The 24532-nt window shown below is 45.6% G+C and carries 18 protein-coding genes; 12 read left to right on the top strand and 6 right to left on the bottom strand.

The features are described 5' to 3' along the window. Positions 1 to 488: 488 nt before the first annotated feature. The gene (locus K7R11_RS09665; RefSeq protein ID WP_224490343.1) at positions 489 to 1673 is read right to left on the bottom strand and encodes an acetate/propionate family kinase; all 1185 of its coding nucleotides are present in this window, start codon (positions 1671 to 1673) and stop codon (positions 489 to 491) included. A 21-nt stretch (positions 1674 to 1694) separates the two neighbouring features. Next, the gene (gene pta / locus K7R11_RS09660; RefSeq protein ID WP_224490342.1) at positions 1695 to 3788 is read right to left on the bottom strand and encodes a phosphate acetyltransferase; all 2094 of its coding nucleotides are present in this window, start codon (positions 3786 to 3788) and stop codon (positions 1695 to 1697) included. An 84-nt stretch (positions 3789 to 3872) separates the two neighbouring features. On the opposite strand from pta, the gene hutI reads away from it, so the two are divergent. Then, entirely contained in the window at positions 3873 to 5123 is a 1251-nt protein-coding gene (hutI, locus tag K7R11_RS09655; RefSeq protein ID WP_224490341.1) for an imidazolonepropionase, read from the top strand. Between the two features lie 42 nt (positions 5124 to 5165). Here the strand turns inward: hutI and K7R11_RS09650 are convergent, their stop codons facing one another. After that, positions 5166 to 6929, bottom strand: a complete 1764-nt coding sequence (locus tag K7R11_RS09650) for a PorP/SprF family type IX secretion system membrane protein (protein ID WP_224490340.1) — start codon at positions 6927 to 6929, stop codon at positions 5166 to 5168. A gap of 20 nt (positions 6930 to 6949) precedes the next feature. Then, positions 6950 to 9100, bottom strand: a complete 2151-nt coding sequence (locus tag K7R11_RS09645; RefSeq protein ID WP_224490339.1) for an Ig-like domain-containing protein — start codon at positions 9098 to 9100, stop codon at positions 6950 to 6952. Between the two features lie 236 nt (positions 9101 to 9336). Between K7R11_RS09645 and K7R11_RS09640 the strand changes: the two genes are divergently transcribed. Continuing rightward, positions 9337 to 9897, top strand: coding sequence for a SixA phosphatase family protein (locus tag K7R11_RS09640; RefSeq protein WP_224490338.1), 561 nt, complete (start codon positions 9337 to 9339; stop codon positions 9895 to 9897). Here the strand turns inward: K7R11_RS09640 and K7R11_RS09635 are convergent. Next, the gene (locus K7R11_RS09635; RefSeq protein WP_224490337.1) at positions 9866 to 10606 is read right to left on the bottom strand and encodes a DUF6503 family protein; all 741 of its coding nucleotides are present in this window, start codon (positions 10604 to 10606) and stop codon (positions 9866 to 9868) included. The two genes, K7R11_RS09640 and K7R11_RS09635, sit on opposite strands and share 32 nt — an antisense overlap. A gap of 118 nt (positions 10607 to 10724) precedes the next feature. Here K7R11_RS09635 and smpB point away from each other — a divergent pair, with 118 nt between their 5' ends. Beyond that, on the top strand, positions 10725 to 11180 hold the full coding sequence (smpB, locus tag K7R11_RS09630) for an SsrA-binding protein SmpB (protein WP_224490336.1): 456 nt from the start codon (positions 10725 to 10727) through the stop codon (positions 11178 to 11180). Here the strand turns inward: smpB and K7R11_RS09625 are convergent, their stop codons facing one another. Continuing rightward, positions 11181 to 11822 (bottom strand): protein-L-isoaspartate(D-aspartate) O-methyltransferase, encoded by a 642-nt coding sequence (locus K7R11_RS09625; RefSeq protein ID WP_224490335.1) that lies wholly within the window; start codon positions 11820 to 11822, stop codon positions 11181 to 11183. It abuts the gene before it with no gap. A 142-nt stretch (positions 11823 to 11964) separates the two neighbouring features. Between K7R11_RS09625 and K7R11_RS09620 the strand changes: the two genes are divergently transcribed. From K7R11_RS09620 to gndA, 9 genes are all read left to right on the top strand, one after another. After that, on the top strand, positions 11965 to 12936 hold the full coding sequence (locus tag K7R11_RS09620) for a Gfo/Idh/MocA family protein (RefSeq protein WP_224490334.1): 972 nt from the start codon (positions 11965 to 11967) through the stop codon (positions 12934 to 12936). Between the two features lie 34 nt (positions 12937 to 12970). Continuing rightward, positions 12971 to 13861 (top strand): 3-hydroxybutyryl-CoA dehydrogenase, encoded by an 891-nt coding sequence (locus K7R11_RS09615; RefSeq protein WP_224490333.1) that lies wholly within the window; start codon positions 12971 to 12973, stop codon positions 13859 to 13861. A 268-nt stretch (positions 13862 to 14129) separates the two neighbouring features. After that, the gene (locus K7R11_RS09610) at positions 14130 to 14801 is read left to right on the top strand and encodes a YggS family pyridoxal phosphate-dependent enzyme (protein ID WP_224490332.1); all 672 of its coding nucleotides are present in this window, start codon (positions 14130 to 14132) and stop codon (positions 14799 to 14801) included. A gap of 10 nt (positions 14802 to 14811) precedes the next feature. After that, positions 14812 to 16173 (top strand): exonuclease domain-containing protein, encoded by a 1362-nt coding sequence (locus K7R11_RS09605; protein ID WP_224490331.1) that lies wholly within the window; start codon positions 14812 to 14814, stop codon positions 16171 to 16173. A gap of 144 nt (positions 16174 to 16317) precedes the next feature. Then, complete coding sequence (locus tag K7R11_RS09600) at positions 16318 to 18213, top strand: DUF3857 domain-containing protein (protein ID WP_224490330.1); 1896 nt, start codon at positions 16318 to 16320, stop codon at positions 18211 to 18213. Further along, a complete protein-coding gene (locus K7R11_RS09595; protein WP_224490329.1) occupies positions 18197 to 19036 on the top strand; it encodes an ion transporter in 840 nt (279 codons plus the stop codon). The genes K7R11_RS09600 and K7R11_RS09595 overlap by 17 nt, the downstream gene beginning before the upstream one ends. Next, entirely contained in the window at positions 19029 to 19949 is a 921-nt protein-coding gene (gene miaA / locus K7R11_RS09590; protein WP_224490328.1) for a tRNA (adenosine(37)-N6)-dimethylallyltransferase MiaA, read from the top strand. Before K7R11_RS09595 ends, miaA begins: the two co-directional genes overlap by 8 nt. A gap of 791 nt (positions 19950 to 20740) precedes the next feature. Continuing rightward, complete coding sequence (locus K7R11_RS09585; RefSeq protein ID WP_224490327.1) at positions 20741 to 21592, top strand: pirin family protein; 852 nt, start codon at positions 20741 to 20743, stop codon at positions 21590 to 21592. 1038 nt (positions 21593 to 22630) lie between these two features. Further along, the gene (gene gndA / locus K7R11_RS09580) at positions 22631 to 24526 is read left to right on the top strand and encodes an NADP-dependent phosphogluconate dehydrogenase (protein WP_224490326.1); all 1896 of its coding nucleotides are present in this window, start codon (positions 22631 to 22633) and stop codon (positions 24524 to 24526) included. Positions 24527 to 24532: the final 6 nt, after the last annotated feature.

Below are 24532 nucleotides of genomic sequence, written 5' to 3'. Positions count from 1 at the left end.
AATGTAGGTTAGTTATTGAGATCAATTTGGGGTATGCTAACTGACAACATCTTGGGGCTTGTTTATCAGTATTGAACTAACAACACCTCTAATATAGATTCACATCATGGGTTTTGGAAATTATTGTTGTAAGAATAGTCTTAATTGTTGTTAAGTGCTGTTATTGAGTTATTTGGTAATTTTTTGGGTTCGAGGTTACGAAGGTACGGAGGTACGGAGGTACGAGGTAAGGGATTATAGATGATAAATTATAGATGGATCAAGGGCTGCTTCATCTTCCCGACGCTAACATCCTGCCGGCTGCAAGGTTTACGACTTCACGACCCTGCCTGCCGGCAGGCAGGTTTACGACTTTACGACTCCACCCTACTTACCTACTTACCTACTTACCTACTTACCTACTTACCTACTTACCTATCTGCCTATTTACCCACCAGCCGGGTTACCTCTTTACATACCGGAGTTCTAACGGTGAAGTGTAATATCAACTACAGTAAGGCGTTCACCTGCTTGGCGATCTCCAGTTCTTCATTAGTGGGAACCACCAGGACGGTGACCTTGGAATTGTCTTTACTGATCACCCTGGGCTCCTTGGCCCGAATGTTATTTTTATACGGTTCCAGGGTAATTCCCAGGTAATCCATATCCTTGCATACCAGGGCTCTCAATACATCGCTGTTCTCCCCTATTCCGGCAGTAAACACGATAGCATCCACTCCATTCATCGCGGCAATATAGGCTCCTATGTATTTTTTAATCCGGTAGGCGTTCATCTCAAGGGCTAGCTGACACATTTCATCTCCCCCGGCTGCGCGCTCCTCAATATCCCTGAGATCACTATAACCGGTTAGCCCGAGCATCCCACTTTTCTTATGAAGTATTTCACTCACCTGGGCCGCAGAATACCCCAGTTTTTCGATCATATAAAAGATCACAGACTGATCGATATCGCCACTGCGCGTTCCCATGATCAGGCCATTTACAGGACCAAATCCAAGGGAATGGTCGATACTCTTCCCGTTCCTGACAGCAGTTATGCTGCAGCCGTTCCCTAAGTGAATGGTTATAAATTTTCCCTTGGGCTTTTTCAGGAATTCCATTGCCTTTTCTGATACATACTTATGGCTTATTCCATGAAATCCATAGACCTGTAACTCGTATTTGTCGTGAAACTCATTCGGAATGGCATATTTTTTAGCCCTGGTGGGTATGCTTTGATGAAAAGCCGTATCAAAAACCGCCACCTGTTTTGCTTCCGGGAATATTTTTTCTGCCACTTCTATACCCTTGTAATTCGGCGGATTATGCAGGGGAGCAAGAGAAAAAAGATCCCTGATGCTCTTTTTAACCTCCTCATTCACCTCAATGGTATCCGAAAATGCGCTTCCCCCATGTACCACCCTGTGGCCCACTGCAGTGATTTCCGAGGTATTTCTGATAACCCCCTGTTCTTCATCCATGAGTAACCGGGTAATTTCTTTTAACCCGGTTTCGTGATCAGGGATGCTGAGCTCCCTGGAGATCTTATGCTTGCCCGTTTGCAGGTGCAGGGCCGAATTCTCCAGGCCTATACGCTCGATAAGCCCCGAGGCTACCACACTTTCACTGGGCATTTTTATCAGTTGAAGTTTGATGGAGGAGCTACCGGAGTTAATAACTAGTATCGCGTTCATATGATTTTCAAAAATTTTATATTAAAGACCCTGCGCCTGAATAGCAGTAATGATCACTGTATTAAACACATCATCGGTAGTACACCCACGGCTCAGGTCATTCACCGGTTTGTTCAGGCCCTGAAGCATAGGACCAATCGCAAGGGCTCCGGTTTCCCTTTGCACAGCCTTGTAGGTATTATTTCCGGTATTGAGATCTGGAAAGATCAACACGTTGGCCTGACCGGCCACTTCAGAATCGGGTAACTTACTCCGGCCTACGGTCATATCCACCGCAGCATCATACTGAATGGGCCCCTCGACCTTGAGGTCCGGTCGTTTCGATTTAACGATCTCGGTAGCTTCCCTAACGCGATCCACATCCTGCCCTTTTCCGGAAGTTCCCGAAGAATAGGATAACATGGCTATTTTGGGCTCTATTCCAAATGCCTTTGCACTGTCTGCCGAAGAGATCGCGATCTCTGCGAGCTGGTCTGCGGTTGGGTTCGGGTTAATCGCACAATCTCCGAATACAGAAACCCGATCTGACAGGCACATAAAGAATATGGAAGACACCACACTCACCCCCGGTTTGGTCTTGATAAACTGCAGGGCTGGCCTTATGGTATGTTGGGTGGTATGTACCGCTCCCGATACCATTCCGTCTGCATGGCCTTTGTAGATCATCATGGTCCCAAAATAAGAAACATCACTCATCATATCCCTGGCGATATCCATATTGATATTCTTGTGTTTCCTTAACTCGTAAAAAGTCTGCACATAATCTTCAAAGTGCCCGGATGAAACCGGGTTAACGATATGCGGACGTCGGTTGGGAAACTGGATCCCCAATTGTGTTATCTTTTCCTCTATTTTAGAAGGCTCTCCTAAAAGAGTAATATCAACGATATCCATCGCCAGTAAACGCGATGCGGAAAGCAGGATCCTTTCGTCTGAACCTTCGGGAAGGACGATATGCTTTTTCTCCTTCTGGGCCCTTTTCATCAGATCGTACTGAAACATTCTCGGGGTAATCCCCCTTGGCTTTAAGTTGATAAGATGCTCTATGACAGCGTCGAAATCGACATATTTCATGAAGGTATCGATAGAGGTCTCTATTTTCTGTATACTGCTGGCATAGATATTGGCCTGTATATCCCCGATCATGTTGGTGGCATTAAAAGTACCCTGTTGTACCGATATAATAGGAACCACCTGCGAGAGTCCGTCGATAAGTCTCAGGATCGACTCTTCCGGGATCAGGCCTCCGGTAAGCACGATCCCGGAGATTCTCGGGTAGTTGCTGGATATATTGGCCTGTAGTGCCCCAAGGATTATATCTGCCCGGTCGCCGGGTGTAATCACAAGGCTGTCGTTATTGAGGTGATTGAGGTAATTACGCAATTGCATGGCTCCTACCCCATAGCTTCCCACCTGGTTATCCAGGTATTCTTCCCCTATCACCACTTTTCCATCCAGTGCTTCCATGATCTCTTTGATGGTGGGATTGGAAAGGGTATTCATCAGCGGAATGGCAAAGGGCTCCACCTCCTCAGGCAGAAACCTGCCCATTTCCCCGGTAACCAGCTCCAGGTTTTCAGGTTGAATCTTATTAGCGATGAGAGCGATCACATCCACATCCTTCCCCATAAAGGTCTTGTAAGCCATCTCCATACTTCCCAGGAGCTCTTCCTTGGTTTTATTGACACCACTGGCTACGATAATGGTTGGCAATCCCAGGTTTCTCGCTATAAGTACATTTACATCGAATTCGAATACACTGCCTTCCCCTGAAAAATCGGATCCCTCTACCAGCACCATATCGTATTGACTCTCCAGTTTCTTATACCGGTCTATGATGGCATCCATAATATCACCCGATTGCCCTTTATTACGCATCTGAATGACTTCTGAACGGGTAAATGCATAAGAATCCTCATAAGGGATAGGAAGCTCGTAATAACTCAGAATGGTTTCGATGTGATTGTCCATTTTTCCTTCAGGAAGGTCCTCAATCACAGGCCTGAAATAAGCCACTTTTGAAGTCTTACCCAGGAGCGTTCGCATCAGCCCCAGGGAGATCAGCGATTTTCCGCTGTTGGCCTCCAGGGTGGCGATATAAATTCCTTTATTCATAAATAGCGCTTTGTACTTCAAATTTACGCTATTACCAAGAGCTTTCCTAAATGTTTTAATACCTTTGAGTTTAAGGCTCAGATCATGAAAACACTCTATATAAACATAAAGGAACTCTTACAGGTAAGAGACAGAAATGTAACCCTTCTCAAAGGGAGAGCTATGAATATTCTTCCCAGGCTACAGGACGCTTTTTTACTGGTGGAAAACGATACCATAGCCGACTTTGGCGAGATGCGGTATGTCAATACCGAAATTGCAGACAGGGTGGTCGACCTGAAGGGACGGTTCGTACTTCCCACCTGGATAGACAGCCATACCCACCTGGTATACGCAGGGAACCGGGAACAGGAATTTGTTGACCGGATCAACGGACTCACCTATGAAGAGATCGCCAAAAAGGGTGGTGGTATTCTCAATTCGGCAGAAAGGCTGCAAAAAACCTCCGAAGAAGAACTTTATGAGCAATCGAGACAGCGCCTGGAACAGGTAATTGCCCAGGGAACCGGAGCTATAGAGATCAAAAGTGGTTACGGACTTACCAAAGAAGCCGAACTGAAAATGCTCCGAGTAATTAAACGACTGCAAAAAGAATATCCTGTAAGCATTAAATCAACCTTCCTCGGTGCTCATGCCATTCCTGCCAATTACAAAAATAACCGGGAAGGCTACATGGATATGGTAATCGATGAGATCCTGCCCGAGGTTGCCAGGGAGAAACTGGCGGATTATATTGATATTTTCTGCGAGGAAGGCTATTTTACGGTAGCAGACATGGAACGGCTCCTTGAAGCTGCTGCCCAATATGATCTCGCCCCAAAGGTACATGTCAACCAGTTTAACATTATTGGAGGTATACCGGCTGCTGTAAAGAACAAGGCTTTAAGTGTAGACCACCTTGAAGTTTTAAATGAAAACGACCTGGAAGCCCTGAAGGACAGTTCCACCATACCGGTGGCCCTGCCACTGTGCTCCTTCTTTATATCCATACCCTACACGCCTGCACGGAAGATCATTGATGCAGGACTCCCCCTGGCCATTGCCACCGATTACAACCCGGGAACAGCGCCAAGCGGCAATATGAATCTGGCGGTTGCCACTTCCTGTATTAAAATGAGAATGACACCGGAGGAAGCCATTAACGCCGCAACAGTAAACGGGGCCTATGCCATGGGACTTTCCACCTCTCATGGAAGCATCACCAAAGGAAAAAAAGCCAGTTTCATCATAACCAGGGAAATACCGTCTTACGAGTACCTCCCCTATGATTTTGGAAACAACAATATTGACAGGGTGATCCTTGAAGGAAAAGAATTTCCGGAAGTAAAAGCATAAAAAAAGGCCCGTGGCGGGCCTTTTTTTCATACTAAACTACATCTATTTTACCCACAACACCCATTTGTCTTGTTTGTACTGTCCATCCAGATGCGATCGCTGAAGTTGTTTTACCCTGTAATAATTATCGGCATAAGCCAGGTATACATACCAAAAATCATTGTCGGGGTTTTTAAAGTAGAGGGGTTCAAATCCCTTTTCCCGGAGTTCGCTGGTAAAATCCTTAAAATAATGTTCCCTGGAGAAAACATTAACTACCAGGTAGAATCCCTTTTCGACTCCTGTGGCAGCTTTTAAGGTGCGGTACGAAGTCGTTTCTCCAAATACCTTCCGGGTAACCAAAGCTTCTGATTCTGCTTCCGCCACATCTTCCTGAACACTGTCATTATCTGCAGGTACAGCCTTTTCCCTGATAACGGAGGTAGCTGCAACAACTGTCTTTTCCGCATCCGGATGGACATCCGTTTCCGATTTAGGAGACAGCATCTCCTGATGGCCGGATCCGGTTAAAGAAGGCAGCGGTTTGCTTTTCTTTGTACTCCCGGTGGTTTCCGCTGGTGTCGTAATTTCATCCTTTAAAACCTCCGCTACGATCCGTTCCAGGTCCTGGTTTTGATCTTCTTTTTTCTTAATAGCAATCTCTTCCCCAGTATTCTCAACACTTACCGGGCGCCCCACCATAGGGGTGTCCTGTTTTTGTGTTTCCTTAGTAGTGGCTCCAAAAACGGCATACACTCTTTTTAAAGGGGCACCGGGAGTGACTGGTATATCTTCTGCTTTTGAATGGTCACCTTCCGGGTTCTGTTGATCAGCCTGGTTGGCAACCTTTTGAGTTCCCTTTTTTGGGGCATAGGCTGCAAGACCGTTTCTGGAATTCCTGTTTCTGCGACCACCTAATTCCACAGTAGCCATAGCTTCGTAGGTAGGACCAAAATTACGGTTGCTCAGATTGGTACCCGTCTCAAAGATCACTCCCACACTAATCCCGTCCCCGAGTTTTACCCCAAGGGCACCATTAATACCGTATACATTGTTATATCCCATTTGCAACCAGCCATAACGGGGCAGGTCCAACAGGGTACTTCCTCCATACTGGGGTTGATTGTTGGGTTGCGTCTTTGCATAAGACAATGATCGCCATTTTGCCCCATCCAAAAGGCCAATGGCATTTTTAAATTCGTGTGTATACCCAAGTTGGGCAGAGTAGATCTTATGGTCAAATCCTGTAACCGACCTCGACTCGTTAAGGTTATAATCAAAAAGGTTTTCTGCATACACCCCTATATCCACCCCACCAATACTAAGATTGATCCCGGGCATAAAGATCCAAAGGAAATCATCCTGGTTTTCAAGGATTGCCGGGTCGGGTTCTGACGAGCTTACCGCATTTTTGTTCAGGCCTCGCCGGAAGAGGGCTGAATTGATACCAAAGGAAAGATAAGTATGCTCACTGAATCTCGCCCGGTATGCATAATTCATTAACATACCAGAATCTGTAAGCAATCCCAGATTTTGCTGATAGAGTCCGATTCCAGCTCCGGAAGAGGCCCCGACCTTCCCTGAATAATTCAGCAGGAAGGTCTGTGGGGAATTGTTTACTCCGGTCCACTGGATACGGCTCCAGAAACTGATGGCCGTTCCCTCTTCCCCCACCACACTGTAGGCCGGATGTACCAGCATCCTGTTGTACTTGGTTAGATTGTGTTGCCTCCAGTCTACAATGGTTGGCGTATCTGCTTCCTGAGCAGCAAGCATGGCAAACCAATGGAATACAAGGATGGCTATATATATATGTTTCTTTTCCATAATTCCAGGGATTAGGTTCCTTACCTGACCAGGGTAATCATTCCTTTCTGAATATTCCGACCTCCCTTATTCAGGATGTAGAAATAATTTGGATCCCCGGAAGACAACTGCTCCACCGAAGAAGGCCAGCTGTTATCATAATTATTGGTCTTTAATACCGGGTTTCCATAAGAGTCACAGATAATCACCTGCAGCTCGGGATCGTCGAGAAGTTTTTGCGGCAATACCCATCGATCATTTACCTGGTCACTGTTGGGTGTCACCACATTGGGTATGGCGGTGGTAAGGTTGAAATATACCTCCACTTCCTTTTTAGTTTCACATCCACCTGTAACCGCTGTCAGGTAATAAATACCTTCATCGCTTACATTCAGCGTTTCACTTTGAGAAAGTATTTCTCCTGACCCATTGCTCCAGGTGTAGGCTTCTGCCCCGCTGGCAACCAGGGCTACCTCCTGATCGGGAATTAATGCCACCCGATCACCCGGGAATACATTTACAAGAGCATCCTGCTCTGCCACCACGTCTTTCTTTCCTGAACTTACCAGGCATCCCATATACTCGGCCTCTACCCTGTAAACCCCGGGAAGATCTGCCTCGTAGGAAGCTTCCAGACCGGAATACATAATAATGTCATCCCTGTACCAGGTATAAATTACCTCTTCCATTACTGGTACCTTCAGCACAGCTGCCTCCAGGCAGGTCAGGGCATTTTCCTGAACAAGGGTTATTTCCGGTAATCCGATATGAACCTCCTGAGCAGCAGACCAGAATGTTTCTCCTGCATAAACCACCTCTAAAACATATTCCCCGGTATAGGTATGATCGTTAAGCGCAATTTGAGATGGGCCCGACAACAGGAGCTCCCCATCCCTGATCCAGTTAAATTCAAAATTGTGGTATAGAGAAGAATCTACCGGAAACTGATCTCCATTGGAGAGCAATCCATAAAGTGATTCCAGGGATATATTGGCATTGGAATTATCGCAAGGAGAATATTCCTCATCTAATCCAATCACTGCAGTAAAGCTTACCGGCTCATATACATAAAACTCCGAAGAAACCATAGAGGTACCACAGCCCGCAGGGTCTGTGATCTCGGCTACATATACCCCTTCCCCGCTTACCGTGAGATGTAACCTGTCTGTCCCCCGATCCACCTCATTGCCATCCCGGTACCATACCACTTCCAATCCGGATTTATTAGCCTCCAGACCGAGATCCATACTCGTATTCCCCAGAATAACGGCATGGTCAGGGGTTAGTTGGGAGATTTGAAGCGGATCCTTTTCGCTTACCACGACAGTAGCTGTTACAGCAGAACAGCCGTTTACATTGGTAGCCTTCAGGTAATAGTTTCCGAAAGTAGTTTCTCCCGTGCTGAAACTATATGAAGAATTGCCGTTAACAGGTGAGGCAACCGGACTGTCGTTCCTGAACCATTGATAGGTAAGCGAAGGGTCGTCGGAAGCAGCTTTTAATGTAATGTCTTCATTAGTACATGAAACGATTTCCCGGGGCACTCCCAGGGACACCGTTATAGGATCCAGCGCATCTACGGTTACAATATTCGAAATGAGGGATCCGGAACAGGCTCCGAGATCCGGCTCTGCATAATACTGACCGGCCTGCTCAATATTCAAATAAGGAACATCGGTCTGGGTGAAAACTTCTCCGTCCTTATACCAGATATAGGAATCGGCAATGTCTTCATTGAGTTCAAGAAGCGTAGGCTCTGCAGCACACAGACTAGAGGCCTCGTAATTATTAAGGATAAGTTGGGTGTCTGGAACATAAAAGGCTTCAAAGGCGGCAGTTGGTTCACTCACCATTGCCGGAGAGGTAGCCCTGATCCTTAGCCGATACCCTTTCCCCGATAAGGATTGAGGAAATTCCAGTGCAGTTTTAAACTCATAAGCATTATTCTTATCGGTTACGGTCTTTAGAACGGTAATTTCAGAGAAATCTCCTGTCGAATCCGAAAGTTCTATTATAAACGCGTTGTCGCTGTTAAATGCCCCTCCGGTAAAGGAAAAGGCTACTTCAAAAGCATTGAAGGAATTGCTGATACACGCATGGGTAAAACCCGGTTCTGGTTGCTGTAGGTTCTGGGCCTGGCCCATTAGCGTATAAAAAAACAAAATGCATACTAATAATGGTTGTTTTTTCATAATCTTCGGTTTTGGGGCAGTAGGATAAATAATGAATCAGAACATGATTTTTCCTACATTTTGTAAAATGAAGATAGGTAAACAATTTAAATACTCCGATTATCTGCATTGTTTTTTCGATGAAATGCACTTTTTAAGAAATGCTAATAAGACTTTCCCAGCTACGGAAACATCAACCCTACAAGACTTTAGGGCTTTAATCGGAGAAAAACTTATCTTGGTAAAAAATTTCTGAAATGAGACCAATTTACCTGTCGTTTTACATGTTTATCCTGTTTTTTGCTTCCTGTGATCAGGAGGTTCACAACAATATGGAATCCCCAAAATTGGAAGAGACCACTACATTTTATCTGATTCGTCATGCAGAAAAAGACAGGAGCAATCCGGAAAACAGGGATCCGGAACTTACAGAAAAGGGACACATGCGGGCGGATTACTGGAAGGAAGTCTTAAACCAGGTACCACTTACTGCGGTATACAGCACTAACTATAAAAGAACGGTACAAACAGTAACACCGGTTGCTGAAGCTAAAGCATTGAAGATCGATCTTTACGATCCGGATACGACCAATTTAAGGAACTGGTCGCAGAAGCATAAGGGACAACATGTTCTTGTGGTTGGTCACAGCAATACAACCCCAGCACTTGTCAATCAGCTCATGGGTACTGAGAAATATCCTGATATTGACGATTCGAACAACGGAAATCTATACATCGTGCAGTATTTAGCAGGTGAGGCCAGACCCATTATACTCCATCCGGAGCCTATTTGCAGTCCTCACACGGACCAACCTTAACGTCCTTCAGTTCGATAAGGGAAAGCAGTTCAAGACCATCATTCATATAAAGGCTGTCCAGGGTAAATAGCGTTGCTTTCTGCGCAGCGGGTTTATAATTACGGTAGTCCACAAAATCGATACCGTCGATATTTCTGCGGTTAAAAGCCTCCCTGAAGCGGATACCTCCTCCATTGGTATGGTATTCGTAGGCGAGGTAATCGATCTGGAAATCTTCTTGTCCAATCCAGTACAAAAACACATCTTCGTAATCAGACCCGCCACCCTGCTCATCAAACCAGACTTTTACCTTATAGTAAGGCTTATCATTTACACGGACCTTGCCTAACAGTTCCTTATTTACAGCCTGAGCATTCAACCCATAAGGCAAATAAGCAAAATAATGCACCGAATTCACCGAATTTGAATATCTCACAGCCATGCTGTCTGCTACCGCGATCAGGCTATCATTGGAAAACCTCTCAAAACCATCGTTGGTTAAAACATCCCTGATCTCCATAGAATCCTTTTGAAAACTACGTTCAAGCAGATATCTCCCATCTTTTCGATAAGAACGATAATGCTTATCTCTGAAGTCAAAGCGGATCTCTTTACCATCGAATTGATCTGCACCTGCTTGCTCCATGGCTTTTTCCACGATTTCATCGGCGCTTGGGGTACAGGAATACAATCCGGTAAGGGTAAGCATCAGTAAGAGGGTCTTTTTCATAGTACCTGAATTGATTTTTCAAAACTTTCGGCTGCAAATATAACGGTTCACCGGGAATAAATCCATGGGGAGCAGGAAACAGTTTTCTCGGTAATTAATGTTAAATTTGACCACGCCTATGAAGAATAACATCAACATAAAGAACAAAAGGGCTCGTTTTGAATACGAGATCCTCGACACCTATATTGCAGGGATCGTCCTGGCGGGATCAGAGATAAAATCGATACGCCAGGGAAAGGCTTCCATTGCCGAAAGTTTCTGCGAATTCAATGAGGATGGAGAGCTCTTTGTGATCAATATGACCATACAGCAATACACTCATGCCACCCACTTCAATCACCAGCCCAAGAGTGAGCGCAAACTCCTGCTTAAGAAACAGGAATTGAGAAAGTGGCATAAACAGGTCAAAAATTCAGGAAATACCATTGTTCCCTTGCGGGTATTTATCAATGACCGGGGACTGGCCAAGATGGAAATCGCCCTGGCAAAGGGTAAAAAACTTTACGATAAACGGGAAACTATAAAAGACAGGGACAGCAAGCGGCAATTAGACCGAATCAAGAAATCGTTCTGATCAGTTCTTATCTTCCAGTAAGGGTACAAAACGAAAATCCCCGTATTCCGTCTTCTCAAACTCAGTTGCCGATTTGCGGATAAACCTGGTCATCACCTGAACCTCATCTCCTACCGGTATCACCAGCTTCCCTCCTACATCCAGCTGCGACAACAAAGGCTTGGGCACGAATGGGGCACCTGCGGTGACGATGATACCGTCAAAGGGCGCTTCTTCCGGCAACCCTTTATACCCGTCACCAAAGATCGTACGCTTGGGTTTGTAACCCAGTTTGGGAAGAAATCTGCTGGTCTTCTTGAACAATTCATGCTGGCGTTCTATAGTAAACACCTGGGCTCCCATTTCCAGCAGAACCGCTGTCTGATATCCGCTTCCGGTACCTATTTCCAGGATCTTATCCCCGGGTTTTATCTCCAGAAGTTCGGTTTGAAAGGCCACGGTATAAGGCTGGGAGATCGTCTGATCGGCCGCAATGGGAAAGGCCTTGTCCTGGTAGGCATGATCTTCAAAACTACTATCCATAAAAAGGTGACGCGGAATGCTTTTTATCGCTTTCAACACCTTTTTATCTTTAATTCCTTTGGCTTCAACCGTTTGGGCAAGTTTATTTCTCATGCCCTGATGTTTCAGGCTATCTTTCAAAAGTGGCTGGGTTTTAACAGGTGGTAAAATTAAAAATATTCCCCGTTTTTCGATCTTCTGATGACCTTAGTTTACCAAATTTATAGTGCATCCGGTTGAAAGAATGCCTTTATAAGTTTATTTTTGTGGAAAATAATACACTATGCTTAAAGCAGGGGTTCTAGGTGCAGGTCACCTTGGGAAAATTCACCTAAAATTACTTCAGCAATCAGATCAGTATGAATTGGTCGGGTTTTATGACCCGGATGCAGATAATGCAAAAAAGGTTTCGGAAGAATTCGGGTATACCTATTTCAGTTCTATCGATGAACTTATAGACCGGGTTGATATGGTTGATATTGTTACGCCAACACTTTCGCATTACGACTGCGCTATAAAAGCGGTTAGCAAAGGCAAACACATCTTCCTGGAGAAACCCATTACCAAAACCGTTGAAGAGGCCCGTGCCATCATCGAAATGGCACGCGAAAAAGGCGTTATGGGCCAGGTAGGCCATGTCGAGCGGTTTAATCCTGCTTTTATGTCGGTGGCAGAAAAGCTGGAAAATCCAATGTTTATCGAAACCCACCGCCTTGCAGAGTTCAATCCGCGGGGTACCGATGTGCCGGTAGTCCTGGACCTCATGATTCACGATATCGACATTATCCTGAGTGTGGTCAAATCGAAGGTACGCCATATCGTGGCCAGTGGCGTGGATGTGATCTCCAACTCCCCGGATATTGCCAATGCCCGAATCGAGTTCGAAAATGGATGTGTTGCCAACCTCACAGCCAGCAGGATCTCCCTGAAAAACATGAGAAAATCGAGGTTCTTTCAAAGGGATGCCTACATCTCCGTTGATTTCCTGGAGAAAAAGGTTGAGGTGGTCAAGATGAAAAATGCCCCGGAGAACCCCGGGGAATACGCCCTGGTACTGCAAAATGCGGAAGGAGAGAAAAAGCAGATCTACTTTGAGAATCCTAAGGTTACCCAGAACAATGCCATCCTCGATGAGCTGGAAGCCTTTGCAAAGGCCATCAACAATAACACTACGCCTCCTGTAACCCTGGAACAGGGCACAGAAGCCCTGAGAGTGGCTATGGAGATCGTTAGGCTCGTAGAACAAAAACACTAAAATGGAAAACAAACACTAAAAACCAACATAGTTCATGAAACATATCGCAGTTATTGGAGCCGGAACCATGGGAAACGGAATCGCCCATACCTTCGCACAATTCGATTTTAAAGTAAACCTGATCGATATCTCTGAAAAATCGCTTGAAAAAGGGCTAAGCACCATCAGTAAAAACCTGGACAGGATGGTCTCCAAAGGGGCTATAGACGAAGCCAGGAAAGAGGCCACACTCAAGGGGATCACCACCTTTACGAATATGGAAGAAGGGGTTAAGGATGCCGACCTGGTGGTGGAAGCTGCCACAGAAAATGAAGAGCTCAAACTTAAAATTTTTCGTCAACTGGACGAGGTTTGTAAGCCGGAAGCCATCCTGGCCACCAATACCTCCTCGATCTCCATTACCCGTATTGCTACAGCAACCAATCGGCCGGAAAAAGTGATCGGGATGCATTTCATGAACCCGGTACCTATCATGAAACTGGTAGAAGTGATCCGAGGATATAACACTTCAGACGAGGTTACCGCTGCCATCATGGAACTCTCTCAGCAGTTGAACAAAGTTCCGGTGGAAGCGAACGATTACCCCGGTTTTGTGGCTAACAGGATTCTTATGCCCATGATCAACGAGGCGATCGAAACCCTTTATAACGGGGTTGCAGGCGTTAAGGAAATCGATACGGTAATGAAACTGGGAATGGCCCACCCGATGGGACCACTGCAGCTGGCCGATTTTATCGGCTTAGACGTTTGTCTTTCTATTCTTCATGTATTGTACGACGGATTCAAAAATCCGAAATATGCCCCCTGCCCCCTGCTGGTGAATATGGTGATGGCCGGTAAACTCGGAGTGAAGTCAGGAGAAGGATTTTACGATTATTCGGAATCCAGAAAGGCCGAAAAGCCATCGTCCATGTTTCTGAAATAATTCAGCACACGATTTTTAATATTCCTTCGGAGGTTCACCATCACATGCGGAACGAGGTTTCTAAAGTCCTTTGTCCGAATGCATAGCACAGAATCTCCGAAGGAATTAAATAGGGGGCGAATGCGCTGCAAATCTGCCGGTGGACTATTCCCGGGCCTCTGCTTTTGTAACCCTTAGAGCAAGGGAACCTGCACCGGAAAAACATATGCTGACAAAGCGGACTTCCCCTCTGCGAATTTTTAATATATTAGGCAAAACATCGATACAAATGATAGCGGAAAACCTCAAGGAAATTTCAACGGACCTACCGGAACATGTAAAGCTTATTGCGGTTTCAAAAACGAAACCGGAAGAAGACATCATGGAGGCTTACAAGGCCGGACACCGGGATTTCGGAGAAAATAAAGTTCAGGAAATGACCGCTAAGTATGACGAATTACCGAAAGACATCCGGTGGCACATGATTGGTCATGTACAGCGTAATAAGGTAAAATACATGGCTCCCTTTGTCCATCTCATTCATGGGGTTGACAGCCTGAAGCTTTTGAAGGAAATTGAGAAGCAAGGCAAAAAACATGACCGGACTATAGATTGCCTGCTGCAAATGCATATTGCTAAGGAAGAGACCAAATTTGGTCTTGACGAACAGGAACTGGAAGAATTACTCGCTTCAGAGAGTTTCCGGAACATGAAACACGTCCGGATCAAAGGCCTTATGGGCATGGCCACCTTTACCGATAATACCGATCGGGTAAAAGAGGAATTCACCTTTCTTAAAGAGTTGTTTGAGGCTCTTAAGGAACGTCAGGATCAATGGCCTCATCTTGAAATGGAAATCCTCTCCATGGGGATGAGTGGCGATTACAAAACCGCAATTTCCTGCGGAAGTACCATGGTTCGAATTGGCAGCAGTATTTTCGGGGAACGCAATTATAACTAAAACGGAAGTATTGTACGCAATTCTTGATATAGAAACAACCGGCGGGAAGTATAACGAAGAGGGGATCACCGAGATCGCTATTTATCGCTTTAACGGACATGAAATCACCGACCAGTTTATCAGCCTGGTTAATCCTGAAAAAGAGATCCAACCCTTTGTGGTAAAACTTACCGGCATCAACAATACGATGCTAAAGAGCGCTCCGAAATTCTTCGAAGTGGCCAAGCGCATCGTGGAGATCACGGACGGCTGCATACTTGTAGCCCATAATGCCCAGTTCGATTACCGAATTCTGCAAACCGAGTTCCGTCGATTAGGGTACGATTTTCAAAGGGAATCCCTTTGCACAGTAGAGCTTTCACAGCGTCTTATCCCCGAGCAGCCCTCCTACAGCCTTGGAAAACTGGTTCGATCGCTAGGAATACCAGTAAGCGACAGGCACCGGGCCAACGGAGATGCACAGGCTACGCTGAAACTGTTCCGGATCCTGCTCAACAAGGACCACAATAAGGAAATACTGAAGAATACCGTACGTTCGGCCAGCACGGGCATCCTGAGTCAAAGACTGCTGGATATCGTAGAGGATATGCCATCCAGTACAGGCCTGTATTATATGCACGACGATAAGGGAGAGGTGATCTACATAGAAGAAAGCAAGAACCTCAAAGCCAGTATCAACAAAAAATTTACCTCTGCGGGCAAAAAATACCGGAGTCTGCAAAAAGAAATGCGGGCAGTAACCTATGAGGAAACCGGGGAAGAGATGATCGCCGCGCTCAAAGAAAATGAAGAAATCATACAGAACCGGCCCAGGTACAACAGAAAAGATCGTCGTAAACCCTTTAAACTAATCCTGAAAAAGGAAAAGACCCCCCAGGGCTATCTAGCCTTGAAAATTGTTCAATACAAGGGACAAAAAAGTTATGTTACCAGCTTTAACAGCTGGCCGGAAGCCAGAACCTTCCTGGCAGATTTCAGTAAGAAGAATGAATTGTGCCTTAAACTAACCGGCCTGAGTGAAGCCCGAAAACAGTGCTCAGCCTATGAAGAAGGTACCTGCCACGGCGCATGCATCAGTAAGGAGACCCCCGAAGCGTACAATGAGCGAGTGGAAAAAGCATTGGAAAGTGCTACCCTGGCGCATAAAAACCTGATCGTTACCGGCAAAGGCAGAACCATTGAAGAAAAAAGTGCCCTCTTAATTGAAGATGGAGTCCTTAAGGGATATGCATTTGTAAATCTCAATTACCAGATCCAATCCTATGAGGTGATCAAATCTTTGATCAGTCCGCTTTCAAATGATCCATTTAATCGCCATATTGTAGAAAAATTTCTACGGAAAAAGAATAAATTCAGGATCTATACTTTTTGAAAACCGACTTAGAACACCTTAACCAACCTCCTCTTCATGAACAAACCACTTACCTTATTTGGTCTGATCGTCATTTTTTGTTATCAGATGTCTTGTGCTCAGTGGGAAATTACCTTTGGGAAAATTTCACCGAATTTACTCTTAATGAAGGAATATCCGCAGGATACAACAGCCAATGCCCTGGTTTTATATGAAAAGGGCGAGGCTGAGATCAGGAAAGATCAATTGGGCAGACCGGCCCTGTTTTTCAAAAAAACAACCCGGATTAAGATCCTGAATAAGAACGGGCTTACGTACGCCAATGTGGAGATCCCTCTGGTCAAATCGGCCTCAGACAACAGCAGGGAAATTCTGAAGGAAGTAAGGGCTATCGCAATTAATCCGGACAGAAGCGGAGGTATGCTTGACCAAAAGGACATTTATTATCAGGATGTCAGCGAAACGGTTACTCTCGTTAGGTTTACCGTTCCCAATGTACAGACCGGCAGTGTTATTGATTACACCTATGAAGTAAAATCGCCTTTCCTGTATAATTTTCAATCCTGGGAATTTCAGGGAGAGATTCCCAAGCTACATAGTGAGTTTCATACCAATATTCCTGCGAACTACAAATATCACATCAAGTTAAACGGCACCTTAAAACTGGACCATCAAAATGACAAGATCATTCATAATTGTTTTTATTTCCGTGGTTTGGGCACTGCAGATTGCGTAGTAAGTGAGTATATCATGGATAATATTCCGGCTTTCAGAGAAGAAGAATACATGACGGCCAAGCCCAATTACCTTTCCGCACTTCGATACGAGCTCACCACTTTTGAAAATTTCACCGGAAAAAAGGAACATTACACAAAAAGTTGGGAAACGGTGGAAAAGGAACTCAGAACAGATGATATCGGACGGGAATCTCAAAAGGGGCGGTACTTCCGGAATGCTTTGCCTGAACACCTAATGAATACCCCTACAAATCTGGAAACGGCCCAAAAGCTATTTTACCACCTGCAGAAACAGCTTTTCTGGAATGAAAAAGACCAACTGTTCGGAGAGATCGATGTTAAGGATGCCTTTGAAAGCAGGGAAGGCAGCAGTACAGAACTGAACCTGATCTTACTCAATGCGCTTCATGCAGCCGGATTAAAGGCATTTCCCGTGTTGGTATCTACCCGGGATAACGGAGTTCCCTCCCAACAGATACCTGCTATCTCAGATTTTAATGCCCTGATCGTTAAACTGGATCTGGAAGAGCGTTCCTATCTGCTGGACCTGTCTGAAAAGGAATTTACCTTTGGGATGATTCGCTTCGAAATGCTCAATCAGTACGGAAGGCTGCTGGATTTCAAGGATGGCGGATCCTGGATCCCACTTTTGCAACCGGAAGCCTACAGCAGGCAGATTTTTCAGGCCTCCTTAGACCCGGGAGCCGGAAAGGCAAGGGTTCGCAAGATCTCTTCAGGATATTATGCTTCAGAAAAAAGAAAAGAAATACGAAACACCTCAGAGGGAACCTATTTAGCGGACATTGAAAAGATGCTGGAAGCCAGGGGTGACTTTTCATTAACCCATTATGAAAACCAGGGACTTCCGTCTTCTGATGAACGATTAACCGAAAGTTTTGAGATCGACATGAATACAGACGTAAAAGAAGATCGTCTTTTTGTTAATCCATTTATCCTCGAGTCCTACAAAAAAAGTCCTTTTACCCAGCAATCGCGAACCTACCCGGTAGACTTCGGTCACCCTTTTAATATCGAATACACCATTTTTATTGAAACGGGAGATGAATTTATGCTGGAAGACAAAGCAGCGGATCTCCACCTGGAGCTTCCCGATTCATCGGGAGAATTGATCTACAACATCAGGGAATTAGATGAAAATGTGATGGTAGTGCTTCAGATGAAAATATATAAACCGATAATCCCGCCAACTCAATACGCGGCATTGAAAGAATTTTTCAACGAATTTGTAAGGTTACAAAACAAGAATCCCATAACTTTAGTTAAGCTTTCAAAATTTATATCCGAAAATGCCGGAAAAAAGTGACGCCAGGTCCAGCTGGAAATTCAAACTTCACGAGATCATCTACGAGGCAGATACCCCTATGGGTAAAGCCTTTGATATAGGGTTATTCATTGTTATTATTATCAGTGTGATCCTGGTCATGCTGGAGAGCGTTAAATCTATCGATGCCAAATACCACGATATTCTGCTGAAAGCTGAGTGGGTAGTAACCATTCTGTTTACCATAGAATATATTGCGCGTATCATCAGCATTAAAAAACCCACTAAATACATTTTCAGTTTCTACGGTATAATAGATCTCATTTCTACCATCCCTTTGTACATCTCCTACTTTTTTGCTGGAACACAGGTGCTTCTAGCTGTTCGGGCTCTGAGACTCCTTCGTGTTTTCCGGATCCTGAAACTGATGCGCTACCTTGGAGAGGCCTCTCAACTGGGGCGTGCCCTTAAGGCGAGCAGGATCAAGATCGCGGTATTCATATATGTAGTACTTATCCTTTCGGTGATATTCGGAACGATCATGTATCTGATTGAAGGGGAAGATGCCGGATTTACCAGCATCCCGCGAAGTATTTATTGGACCATTGTGACCCTGACCACTGTGGGATACGGTGATATTGCACCACAAACAAACCTGGGACAGGGAATTGCCGCCGTTATTATGATCCTGGGTTATGGGATCATAGCGGTCCCCACGGGAATAGTGACCTCCGAGTTCGCGAAACAATCGCAACTGGAAGATTATGTCCATGACAATACCCAGGTATGTCCGCATTGCCTGGAAGAAAATCACCTGGGAGATGCCCATTTTTGCCATAAATGCGGATCTTTGCTGAATGAGTAAAAAGCACCTCATTACCGTGTCAGGCCCTACGGCCATTGGAAAAACCGCTATGGCCATAGCCCTTGCCCAACACCTGAATACAGAGATCATATCCAGCGATTCCCGGCAATTTTTTAAGGAAATGACCATAGGTACCGCAGTACCGGATGCAGAGGAATTGCAGGCTGCAAAACATCATTTTATCCAGCATATCAGCATCCACGATCCCTATACGGTAGGCGATTTTGAAAAGGATGCGCTGGGGTGTCTTGAGCACCTCTTTAAAAAGCACGACTATGTGATCATGGCCGGCGGCAGCGGGCTCTATGCCGATGCGCTGATCAAAGGCATAGATGCCTTCCCGGAGGTTGATGCTTCGGTAAGGGAAGCCCTTAACACCCAATTCCGGGAAAAGGGAATACAATCCCTTCAGCAGTTACTCCTGGAAAAAGATCCTGTGTATTACGAAAAAGTAGACATCCATAATCCGCATCGCCTCATCAGAGCCCTTGAGATCTGTATAGCAAGCGGAAAACCGTATTCTTCCTTTCTGAATCAGCCAAAACCTGATCGTCCTTTTACCACCCTTAAAATCGGATTGAATGCCAGCAGGGAATTGATCTATAAAAGGATCAACGACAGAGTTGATAAAATGATGGAGGCCGGACTGCTGGAAGAAGCGAAACAACTCTACCCCTACAAGGACCTGAATGCCCTGCAAACCGTGGGATACAAGGAAATATTCGACCATCTGGATGGCCATGTGAGCCTCGATCATGCCGTGGAAGAGATCAAAAAAAATACCCGAAGGTTTGCCAAGCGGCAGTTGACCTGGTACAGAAAAGACCCGGAGATCACCTGGTTCGATTACGATGCAGATCCACAGGATGTCTTTGCGTTTATTAAAAAGGAAGTTGGGGGTGGTGAATCGTGAGTGGTGAGTCGGGAGTCGGGAGTCGTTAGTGGTGAGTGGTGAGTGGTGAGTCGGGAGTCGTGAGTGTTTAGTTGGGAGTCGGTAAATTTTAAAACCGAATGCGTCTACTGCATTTATAATTTATCATCTATAATTTATCATCAATAATCTATAATCCATTTCCTTGTACCCCGTACCCCGTACCTTTATTAGGGAGATTGCCACGTCCCGCAAGACGGGACTCGCAAAGACGAACTGTTTCGGAGTAGGTGCTTCGTACCCCTGCCTACCTGGCGGCACGACAGGAAGGCTCGCCCCATCGACCATCAAATGACTCTAAAACAACACTTTACAACAATAAAGATTATTCTGACAACATAAAATTTTAAATCCTTCCCTCCTGTTCTATATTAGTAGTGTTGTTAGTTTGTTGCTGATGTCAGAGCCCCAAATTGATGTCAGGAATTCACAACAAAAACCAAATCCAAATACTAACCTACTACGTGGATAACCATAAAAAAAGTTCCGGTGCCCCCCGGAACTTTTTTTTTGATCCCTAACTTGCGGCAGGCGGGCTTGTAGAGTCGAGAACTTAAAGCATCCCTGGTATCCATCTATAATTTATCATCTATAATCCATAATCCCTTACCTCGTACCTTTATCAGGGAGATTGCCACGCCCCGCAAGACGGGACTCGCAAAGACGACAGACCTGAGCTACCTTTTCCACAATTCATAATTTACAATTCATCATTAACCATTCCCCCTCAACCTCTCCTTTAATTTTCCTTTCTTAAATTTGAAATAAAAACCATGAGAAGTATTAGCAGGATCATAAAGGCCGAGTCCCGGCCAATGGGTGGATTAAGTACCTATTCCCCTATCCCGAGCCGGCAACTGGATCAGATAGACCCCTTTATTTTTTTGAATCACCATGGGCCCCAGTTTTTCCCACCAAATAACAACGGATTGCCTTTCGGTCCGCATCCACACCGGGGTATAGAGACAGTAACCTTTATCATTTCGGGCGATATTGCCCATAAGGACAGTTCGGGGGCTAAGAGCGTCATCAACGGAGGAGGCATCCAATGGATGACCGCCGGAAGTGGACTCATTCACGCTGAGTTATCATCCGATGAGTTTATCCGTGAAGGCGGTGATCTGGAAATTCTTCAGCTATGGGTAAACCTGCCAGCCAAACACAAAATGACTACCCCTTCCTACAAGGGATTGCAATCAGACGAATTGGCGAAAATACAACCGGCCCCGGGTATCGAAGCTGATCTGATAGCCGGAGACTGGGACGGAAGGAAAGGAAGTGTGAATACCCTCACCGATATCTTTCTCAGTACAATACGGATGCAGAAAGGGAGCACCCTAAATATGGACATTCCGGGAGAACGAAATATTTTCTTTTATGTGGTAAAAGGGCTTATTGATGTAAACGATAAGGAAATTCCGGAATTTCACCTTGCAGAATTTGAAAATGAGGGCTCAAAACTAAGCCTGGAAGCTCAAAGGGATAGTATAATTATTCTCGGTCACGCCCACCCTTTAAACGAACCTATGGTTGCCCACGGTCCCTTTGTGATGAATACAGAGGAAGAGATCGCCCAGGCCTACCAGGATTTCCGGGAAGGAAAAATGGGCCGATGGGAGGAGTGAGTTTTGAGTGGTTAGTGGTGAGTCGTGAGTCGTTAGTGGTGAGTGGTGAGTTGGGAGTCGGTAAATTTTAAAACCGAATGCGTCTACTGCATCTATAATTTATCATCAATAATCTATAATCCATTTCCTTGTACCCCGTACCCCGTACCTTTATTTGGGAGATTGCCACGTCCCGCAAGACGGGACTCGCAAAGACGACAAACCTGAGCTACCTTTTCCACAATTCATCATTTACAATTCACCATTCACAATTCCTGCCTTTCTGACGGGACATCAGGGTTTTCTCCCGGAAAGGATTCCAGATGTAGCCCATAACCTGTAACCTGCAACCCAAAAAACAACCAAATAACTCTAAAACAACACTTTACAACAATAAGGATTATTCTGACAACATAAAATTTTAAATCCTTTCTTCCTGTTCTATATTAGTAGTGTTGTTAGTTTGTTGCTGATGTCAGAGCCCCAAATTGATGTCAGGAATTCACAACAAAAACCAAATCCAAATACTAACCTACTACGTGGATAACAAATAAAGTTCCGGTGCCCCCCGGAACTTTTTTTTGATCCCAACCTGGCGACAGGCAGGCTTGTACCACCGTACCTTTATTAGGGAGATTGCCACGTCCCGCAAGACGGGACTCGCAAAGACGAACTGTTTCGGAGTAGGTGCTCCGTACCCCTGCATTTTTGGCTGTACGGCAGGCAGGGTGTTAGAGTCGAGAAGTTGAAACATCCCTGGTATCCATCTATAATTTACCATCAATCATCTATAATCCCTTTCCTCGTACCCGGTACCTTTATCAGGGAGATTGCCACGTCCCGCAAGACGGGACTCGCAAAGACGATCTATTTCAGAATATATGCCCCGTACACCTCCTTTCTTGGCTGTACGGCGGGCAGGGTGTTAGAGTCGGGAAGTTGAAACATCCCTGGTATCCATCTATAATTTATCATCAATCATCTATAATCCCTTACCCCATACTCCTCTGCAACCACCCGGTTAAAAATTCCTATATTTAATCAACCAACCTTCTTTACATGAAAACACCAAGACCGCTTGCCCTGATCATAATGGGGGTCTCAGGATCGGGTAAATCCACTATTGGGCACCTGCTTTCGCGTGCCACCGGTATTACCTTTATAGATGCCGATGCCTATCATCCCGAGGCCAACCTACGTAAAATGAAGCATGGGGTACCCCTGAACGATGAAGACAGAAAACCCTGGCTCGAGCGTTTGCACGAATTGATCGAAACCCATATAGACAAAGAGGAAAGCTGCATCCTGGCTTGTTCTGCCCTTAAAGATAATTACCGACGTATCCTTGATAAAGGCATAGAGCACCATGTAAAATTCATTCATCTCGACGGGGACATATCCACCATCAGGGAGCGGATACACTCCCGTTCCGGGCATTTCATGCCTCCGGATCTGCTAACCTCTCAATTCCTTACCCTGGAAAAACCCGTGGAAGCCCTGGTATATTCCATTGAAAGCGATCCTGAAGATATCTGCAACAGCATTCTTGAAGACCTTACCGTTAAAGCAGAATTCGGAGTGATCGGCATGGGGGTCATGGGGTGCAGTATCAGCAGAAATCTTGCGACAAAACACATCAGGCTGGCACTGTACAACCGCGAGGCTGAAGGAGAAGAAGCCCTGGCCGAGAAACGAATTAAGACCTACCCGGAATTAAAGGAGGCGAAAGGGTTTAACGACCTTCAAGAGTTCACCTCTTCCCTGTCGAAGCCGAGAAAGATCCTGCTTATGGTTCCCTCAGGAGTAGCTGTCAACCAGGTTGTCGGTCAACTCAAAGCGCTTCTTGATCCCGGGGATGTGATCATCGATGGGGGAAATTCACATTATAAAGACACCCAACGACTGAGCCGGGAATTGCAGGAAGCCGGCATCTGGTTTCTTGGTTGCGGTATTTCGGGAGGTGAGAAAGGCGCCCTTACCGGTCCCTCCCTTATGCCGGGGGGGCATCCCGAGGGATACCTGATCGCCTCGCCTTACCTGTGGCTACTGGCCGCGAAAGATAAAAATGGTGCCCCTTGCTGCTCCTATTTGGGCAAAGATGGTTCAGGGCATTTTGTAAAGATGGTTCATAATGGTATAGAATATGCTGAAATGCAGCTGCTGGCCGAACTCTATCACCTGATGAAGCGCGGGGAATACTCCAGCGAAAAGATGCATGAGGTATTCTCAGCATTCAACGGGGGTCCTTTGGAAAGCTACCTGCTTTCCATCACCTGCGATATTCTGAATTATTACGAGAACGGAGAACTTCTTCTGGATGCCATTCTCGACAAAGCTGGCAACAAAGGCACAGGCAGCTGGGCTTCTGTGGCAGGGGCTAAAACCGGAACTCCTGTTTCTATGATAACCGCATCGCTGTTTGCGCGTTATGTATCCTTTTTCAAGGAGAAACGCGTCCGACTTAACCAAAGCTTCACACCTCCGCAGGAACCCATCTCCCTGGAACCCGAAATTCTGAAACAGGCCTATACCCTCGCCCGTTTCATGAATCATGTCCAGGGATTTGAACTGCTGCAGGCCGGAATATCAGAAGAATCGTATTCCTATGCCCTGCATGAGGTAGCCCGGATCTGGACGCAGGGTTGTATAATAAGGTCTGTTCTTATGGAAACCCTGTCTGCCACCCTCAAAGATCAACCGGAAATCATGCTGCAGGAAGAAACTATTGAAACCGCCGCCTCCTGCAGATCAGCCCTGCAAACCGTTATTATTGCCGCAATAAAAGGTAATGTTGCCACCCCTGCACTAAGCGCTGCCCTGAACTACCTGAACGGGATCACCGAGGCAAACAGTCCGGCAAACCTGATCCAGGCACAACGGGATTATTTCGGTGCTCATAAATACCAGAAGCGTGAGGATCCTTCCTCCGATTTTTATCACACCCAATGGGAATAAACCTTA

Origin of the sequence: Robertkochia flava, assembly GCF_020166515.1 — a bacterium.
Classification (GTDB): domain Bacteria; phylum Bacteroidota; class Bacteroidia; order Flavobacteriales; family Flavobacteriaceae; genus Robertkochia; species Robertkochia flava.
This window is presented reverse-complemented; position numbering and strand designations above follow the sequence as displayed.